Source organism: Flavobacterium sp. (assembly GCF_031363805.1).
In the GTDB taxonomy this organism is placed as follows: domain Bacteria; phylum Bacteroidota; class Bacteroidia; order Flavobacteriales; family Flavobacteriaceae; genus Flavobacterium.
Window position 1 is genome coordinate 1 of the sequence record NZ_JANLVD010000007.1, and the last position, 7083, is coordinate 7083.

The 7083-nt window shown below is 26.1% G+C and carries 7 protein-coding genes; all 7 read left to right on the top strand.

Annotation, left to right across the window (positions count from 1 at the left end):
* Positions 1-1045: peptidoglycan DD-metalloendopeptidase family protein (locus tag RMN92_RS00320; protein WP_309607466.1), on the top strand; the 1045-nt coding region annotated here is incomplete at its 5' end.
* A gap of 1 nt (position 1046) precedes the next feature.
* A complete protein-coding gene (locus RMN92_RS00325; protein WP_309607467.1) occupies positions 1047-1838 on the top strand; it encodes a hypothetical protein in 792 nt (263 codons plus the stop codon).
* Positions 1835-3031, top strand: a complete 1197-nt coding sequence (locus tag RMN92_RS00330; RefSeq protein ID WP_309607468.1) for an XAC2610-related protein — start codon at positions 1835-1837, stop codon at positions 3029-3031. The genes RMN92_RS00325 and RMN92_RS00330 overlap by 4 nt, the downstream gene beginning before the upstream one ends.
* A 30-nt stretch (positions 3032-3061) precedes the next feature.
* Positions 3062-4123, top strand: a complete 1062-nt coding sequence (locus tag RMN92_RS00335; protein ID WP_309607469.1) for a hypothetical protein — start codon at positions 3062-3064, stop codon at positions 4121-4123.
* A gap of 426 nt (positions 4124-4549) precedes the next feature.
* Positions 4550-5185, top strand: coding sequence for a hypothetical protein (locus tag RMN92_RS00340; RefSeq protein ID WP_309607470.1), 636 nt, complete (start codon positions 4550-4552; stop codon positions 5183-5185).
* A 389-nt stretch (positions 5186-5574) separates the two neighbouring features.
* Complete coding sequence (locus tag RMN92_RS00345) at positions 5575-6516, top strand: hypothetical protein (protein ID WP_309607471.1); 942 nt, start codon at positions 5575-5577, stop codon at positions 6514-6516.
* Positions 6517-6518: 2 nt separating this feature from the next.
* Positions 6519-6995 (top strand): hypothetical protein, encoded by a 477-nt coding sequence (locus tag RMN92_RS00350; protein WP_309607472.1) that lies wholly within the window; start codon positions 6519-6521, stop codon positions 6993-6995.
* Positions 6996-7083: the final 88 nt, after the last annotated feature.

Sequence of the window (7083 nt, forward strand, 5' to 3'; positions counted from 1 at the left end):
TAGAGATAAAAAAACAAATGAAATCATATATATTACTCATGATTTTGAAAAAGGATATACTACAGCATTTGGAGGTAATCATATCGCAAATTTAGACGACCACCCAAGAATAGTTTATGGTGGGTCTAGTGCTGCCGGAGCTTATCAAGTTATGCCAGATACATGGGATGACTTTCAATATGCATCAAAAAAAACAAAATATAAAATAGATTCATTTAGTAGAGAAGATCAAGATAAATTTTCTGTTTTATTAATGATACATCACCCTGGCTGCTCGGATTTGTTAAAACTTTTGCTAAGTGGGCAAACTGAGAATTCAATTAGAGGTCGAGGCAGCAGGATTTGGGCAAGTTTACCTGAAGAAGGTGACAATAGTAGATATTTATTCAAAGGAAAGCCACAGCCTGTAACACCCATGAAAACTGTTTTAGAACACTATGAGAAATTTTTAAAAGATGAATTAAAAGATGAAAGTCCTTTGCACCTAAATAAAGGTTTTCTAAAAGATTTTGATATTACGTGTAATTGTGGAAATGAAAATAGTTCGTTTTGGCATCATCCATTGGACAAGATGGAATTAAGAGGATGGTATGGAAGTGGGTTTTACCCAGGTGATAGTGATCATGGAAATGCTCCTGATGCTAGGAAAAAATCCCACGATGGTTTAGACCTTTACGCTCCAATAGGCACTACACTTTATGCCTGTATTGATGGAGAAGTTTATGAAGATTATGTTTCGGGTACTTATGGAAGCACACTTGGAATAAAAGGTACATATAAGGGAACAACTTATTACTTTTTTTATGCTCATTTATCTGAGAGAAGTGTTGTAAAAGGCGCAACTGTTTCAGCTGGAGATATAATTGGAAAGACTGGTCAAACAGGAAATGCTAGCGGACAAGCGGCAAAAATGGATCATCTACACTTTGAAGTTAGAAATACTGGAGAAAGAACAGGAGGAAAACTAAATCCACTGACCACAATTGATGAACTTAATACAGATGTAATAACTAACCCAGATCAAAATACACAAACAGGAAACTAATATGAAAACTAAAACCCATCTTTATATATTATCAATATTTTTGGTTATTATGTCTTGTAAAAAAACTAATAATACAAATAAAGCTGATGTAGAAAAAAACAGTATTAATAAAATCGATAGTGTTCATAAAACAAAAACGCAAAATGATATTTATATAAACAATAAATGGAACGGAATGACTGAAATTGTTGATGTAAAATCTCTTAAATTTCAGGAAACTTCTATAGATAGTATTTGGTATGGTTTTTATAACATTAGAAATACTGAATCATACATTTTTTCAGTTGATAAGTTTTTAGAAAATCCAGATGTAGAACAATATAGAACTTTAGATACAGTTAATCTAAAATCTAAAAATATAGAAGTTACAGTTGAAGATTTTTCAAATTATAAAACTTTGAATTTATTATTGGATAAAAAACTTGTAAAACAATGGAAATTTAAAACTTATACTAATAGTCTTAACTCAAATTTTATAAAACTTTGGGCAGGTAATTATGAAGGGTCATTTTTAAGAATAAAAGAAGAATATGCAGATCCAAGAGCTTATGGAACTATTTCGATAAAAATTGAAGAAAACTCTACAAAATTTTTATTGGATACTTATAAGGAAATTGTAACAAAAGAATTGATTTTTGTAGATAGTGATGATGACAAAATAGTATTTGTAGATAAAGCGAATAAAAATCTTGTATTTGAAATCATTAAAAAGGATAAAAAATATATGCTTAAAAGTATATTTATTGATAATCTTTTGGAACAAAGTGGTTTGTATGAAATGGAGAGAAAATGAAACAAATAATAAAATTAGTATTAGTTTGCTTTTTAATTATTTCCTGTAATGGACAAGTTACAGATAAAAATAAGCAGGACATAAAACAGAAAAAAAAACAAATTGAAAATACAAATCAAGAGCAACCTCCTGTTAATTTTTTTGATCAAAAATACTTCAATGGTTACATGATTTCATTTGGAGATTCTGATATATCAGAGCATCCATATCGTAATTATTATAATTATGAAAATAAAGAGGTACAGTGGTTTGCAATAAGTTATGTTCCAAAAGACATTTCATTACATAATTATTGGCTTAACTATCTTCAAGGCTCTAATTCAGATGAGACTACACAGAGTTCTGTAATTGAAAAAATAGTCAATAAAGATTTAAGTTTGTATAATACTTTTGCTGTTTACATTCCTAAAAAATATTTGGATGTATCGAACGGAGAATCAGAAGAAGCGATGTTTTTTAAAAATAATACCGAAGTCTATTTTTATCTATATAATCTGAGTGAAAAAAAATGGGAATTTCTAAAAAAAGTAAAAACAAATAACGCATCAATTGGTAAGCGCGATTTTTTTTATAAAGAGTTTCCAGAATTATTTCCCTTTGATAAAGTTGTGAAACTAAATGACAAGAAAAATGTTGACGAAGTTGAAAATCTAACCTTATCTAAAAACTTTATTTTTAGGTTTTTAATATCAAAAATTGAAAGCGGAGACGAAGACGAAAAAGAAAAAATTAAAATAAGCCTGAAAAATAAAGAAACGAATAAAGTTCAAGAAATAGATTTCATCCCACAATCATTAGTTGTAAAACTAGATTTAAGTTCATCAAATTGTTATTCTTATTTTGATTTAAAAAAATCAATTATTAAAACTACTGAAACACTAAAAAATATTTTCAGTCTAATAGTATTGGATGTGAATTTTGATGGTTTAGAGGATTTTGCAATAATAAATATAGAAGGTAGTAATGGAGGTCCACTATATGCCTATTATATTCAAAAGCCAAATAAACAATTTGTATTTGATACATATCTAACAGAAAATATGAGATTTTTTCCGATTGAAATTAATAAACAAGAAAAAAGTTTATCAATAAGTCATATCTCAGGTTGTTGTAATATCCAAAATTTTAAAATCCAAATTCAACCTAATGGAGAATGGAAAGAAATCTATTCAAAATTAGAAGATGTTAAATAATTTTTTGACAAATACTTTTGGGATAATAGTATGAAAATTAAACTCATTTTTTACATAGTAATACTGCTAAGTACATTGTGTAACTCTTGTAAAGAGAATAAAGTTTCGCAAGGCAAAATGCTGGATAAAATAACAGAAAAACAAACTAACAAAAAAATATATGATATTCCCTCAAATTTAAAAATCGAAAAACAAGAAGAAATTAATATTGATAGTGATGAGGCAAAAGAAATAATAATTACTGCCGTAGATAAAAATGCAGATTATTTTTATGAATTTTGGTTTAAAAATGATAAACTTCTTTATGAATTTAAATATTATTGGGGAAATGTAAATAAAAAATGGATTGTAAATTTAGATAATGATGAGAGAAAAGAAATTATTCGTATGCAGGGTTATGCTGATGCAGATGATATAAAATGTATTATTTTTGATATAGTTGACAATCAACAATTACCACTTTTATACTTTAATCCAGTATTAAAAGATACAAAATATCCAAATCAATATTTATGGGCATATTCAAATGATGTAAAAGATTTAATTGTAAATAATAAAAATGAATTGCAGGTATCATTGAATAATATTAAATCTTTAGATATTGAAAATTCATTACCTGATAATCAAAAAGAATTACCATATATATTTTTTAATGGACAATCAAGTCAGCCTGATATGAAGATTTCTAGTATCAAGAAACCAGAGTTTATGACTGTCCAGTCAATTATTAACATAGTTCAGAAAAATTTGTCAACAACTAGTTCTGAAAAAAACACACAACAATGGATAGGAAAATATTCGTGTAATTTCCTTAGAATGAAAGAAGAATATGCTGATCCAAGAGCTTATGCAATGATTTATATAGATATAGATAACAATATCGCAACGTTTAAATTGGAAAGTTACTTAGAGGATTTAAATGAGGAATTAGTGGTTTTGAGTAGTAACACAACCGAGATTGTCTTAGCTGAAAAAGATAATAAAAACTCAACATTTACAATAATTAAAAAAAATGAAAAATATATACTTGATAGTTTGTATATGAATAAACTTTTAGGAGAAAAGAATTCATACAAAATAGAAAAAAATTAATTAAGTTTCGCATATTTATGAGTTGGCAGAAATATTAAAAAAAAGTAAAGGTGAATAAACCAAATACAGGTGACAATTTAGTTGTTTATTTTATGAAAATAATGGTTATATATTAAAATTAAAATCACCTAATTTTTCTCAAGATGGAGGAAATCAAGTTTCCGTAATTAAGAAAAAAGATAATGGATTTTCGATTGTAACAAATTTTCCTAAAAGAACAGATAAATTTACTTATTTTATAAACTACAGTAATGATAATTTTACAGTAAATAAAGTAATTCACCAAGTTGATTCATCAGAAGATAATAATGTAAAAATTTGCGAGTTTCAAACGCAAATCAATCTTCAAAAATCGGCAAATGAGATTTTCAGTAAACTTATAGATGCAGAAAAAAAGGGTGTGTGTTACAAAAAAATTGATTAGTTATGAAATTAAGATCGAATATTTATATATTGCCTTTTTTTGTTTTGTTTATATTCTCATTCATAAATTTTGATAAAGAAATAAATGATTTATCATTATCAAAAAATAAAAATTTTGTTGCCTCTAGAAATGAACATTCTTTTGGTTTAATAAGTCAAAAAGAAATTAAAACTAGTTCAATTTCAAAAGAAATAAAATTCTTTGAAAGCTTTGAGTCTCTATTTAACCATAAATTAAGTGGGTTGTCAGTTATTGATGAAAATGTAATAGATCCGTATAAAAAATACGGATTAGACTTTTCAACTATTTGTTTTTGTAATTCTACTTCCATTTATATTGACACTAAAAACAAAAATTTTATTGTTTTCAATTATTGTGACTCAGATCTACCATTAAAAAATATTAAAAATAAGTCTGTATTCAAAATCTCTAAAATTGAAAATGACCGAGATAAAATAGTAATAACAACCGCACCAAATTTAAAAATCACATTCTTTAAAAAAGACAAATTGCCCATTTTTTATATGACTTTCAAAGGCGCTTTTCCGAAGCAATATGTTGGAAGTGATTTAAAAAAAGTTTTTACATCGACACCTGAAAAATTTCAGAAAGAAGATTGTGGTGATTTTGATGGTTAAAAATTAAGAAATATTAATAATTATGCATCCGTCAAGTTGTTGTAATATCCAAAATTTTAAAATCCAAATTCAACCTAATAGAGTATAGAAAGAAATCTATTCAAAATTAGAACATATTAAATAGATTTTTTGATAATTACCTTTGGGACAATAGTTGAAAATTAAATTCATTTTTTACATAGTAATAGCATTATGAACAACCTGGCGATTGGTATTTAGTAAAAACAAAAGCGGGAAATCAAGGCTATGTTTTTAAGACAAAAATAGTGGATAAATGAATTATAAAAATTAACTATACATATATCTAAAGTTGTAGATTTACGAAATTACGTTTCGCATATTTATGAGTTAGGCGAAAGCAGTAAAAATTGTAAATAAGAAAATAATATATGGGAGAAAAATCAAAATTAATTGGTGAATATGGAGAGAAATCTGTAGAAAATTTTCTAAAATTAATTGGTTGGGGAGAACCGCCAAAGGGAAACAATTTTAAATGCACTAATGAAGCTCATATTAGTAGAAAGACAAAAAAGCAAAAGCAAACTCACGGAATTGATTTTTTTTATGCGTATAAATCTCCATTGGTAGATTCAGTTCTTAAAAAAGTAAATATTTCTGTTAAATATTCTAATGAAATCTATCCAAATAGCCCAAATTCAAAATTCAAAGAACATTTCGAAGATTTAGTTACTGCAATTGAATGTTTTAAATTTGCTCCTGAATCAAAAGAAATAATAAAATCAATAAAAGGTTATTCAAATAGTGAAGATATTGGCGTTTTGTTTTGGTTAACAAATAACAGTGATTCTTATAATGATTTAATCCCAAAGTTATCAGGTATAAATTTAACAACCGAATTTAATTACAACAGTCTTTACATTGTTGATAATAAAAGAATTGATTTCATTTATTTAAGTTTAAAATATGCAATTTCAAAATTTACAAATTCTGATATCAATTTTTTCTATCCAGATACAGGAAAAAATATTATACCAACAACAAAAAAGAATTTTGGAAAAATATTACCCGTTGAATTTTTAAATACCAGTATATTACCATTAAGAATTGAAGATGAGTTTTCTAAACAAACCACATTAGCATTATTTACAATTGACCCATTTGATGGAGATGATTTAAAAAGATTAATAAGTTTATCTCAAGAACTTTCGAAATCTTGGCCAAGTAAAATTTTAATATGTTTTCCAGATTATAATGAAGTAAATCATTCAAGAGAAGTTAGAATTGCAAAAAATAATTTTGAAGACGCAAAATTCACTAATAATATTTCTGTTGAATCTTTTAATGATAATTTTAAATCTTTACAGATATAGTTATGAAACAAGTACACCAACATATAGATAAAATATTGCCTTACGGAGAATTAATGAGAGGATTTGCAAATCAAAATTATATTTCAAAATCAGATTTAAAAAAGTTCTTGCGAAACAGAGGTATATTCTTTAACTATTCCGAAAAAGAAAATTTAGTTCCTTGTATATCAACACTTATTTTAAGCCCTTCTGAATTTGACGTTTTAAGAGATTTCCAAAATTCAAAAGAAGATAATACAAAAAAGAATACAAGTAGAATTGAGTGGAATTCGGATAAAAGTTTGGTTGAGGCATTTGAAAATTTTGATTTTAAAGATTTAATCCCAGATGAAGGCGTAAACTTTTGGTTTAGTAAAGAACCAACAATTACAATTCAGGAAGAAAACAAAAATAAGGTAGTAATTGACTTCGAAATTGAAAGAAATGATTTAAGGGAATCTCTAAAAACTACAAATTCTACTACAAATCATTTTTGGTGATTTTTTTTTAGACTTCAAATTCAGTTTTTAAAAACTCATATTTATTTTTTAATTTATAATTATATGATATTGAGACGCTTAATTATTA

Bases quoted from the DNA above. Each gene is read 5' to 3' on its own strand.
- RMN92_RS00325 (WP_309607467.1), top strand. From the start codon at position 1,047: ATGAAAACTAAAACCCATCTTTATATATTATCAATATTTTTGGTTATT.
- RMN92_RS00330 (WP_309607468.1), top strand. From the start codon at position 1,835: ATGAAACAAATAATAAAATTAGTATTAGTTTGCTTTTTAATTATTTCC.
- RMN92_RS00335 (WP_309607469.1), top strand. From the start codon at position 3,062: ATGAAAATTAAACTCATTTTTTACATAGTAATACTGCTAAGTACATTG.
- RMN92_RS00340 (WP_309607470.1), top strand. From the start codon at position 4,550: ATGAAATTAAGATCGAATATTTATATATTGCCTTTTTTTGTTTTGTTT.
- RMN92_RS00345 (WP_309607471.1), top strand. From the start codon at position 5,575: ATGGGAGAAAAATCAAAATTAATTGGTGAATATGGAGAGAAATCTGTA.
- RMN92_RS00350 (WP_309607472.1), top strand. From the start codon at position 6,519: ATGAAACAAGTACACCAACATATAGATAAAATATTGCCTTACGGAGAA.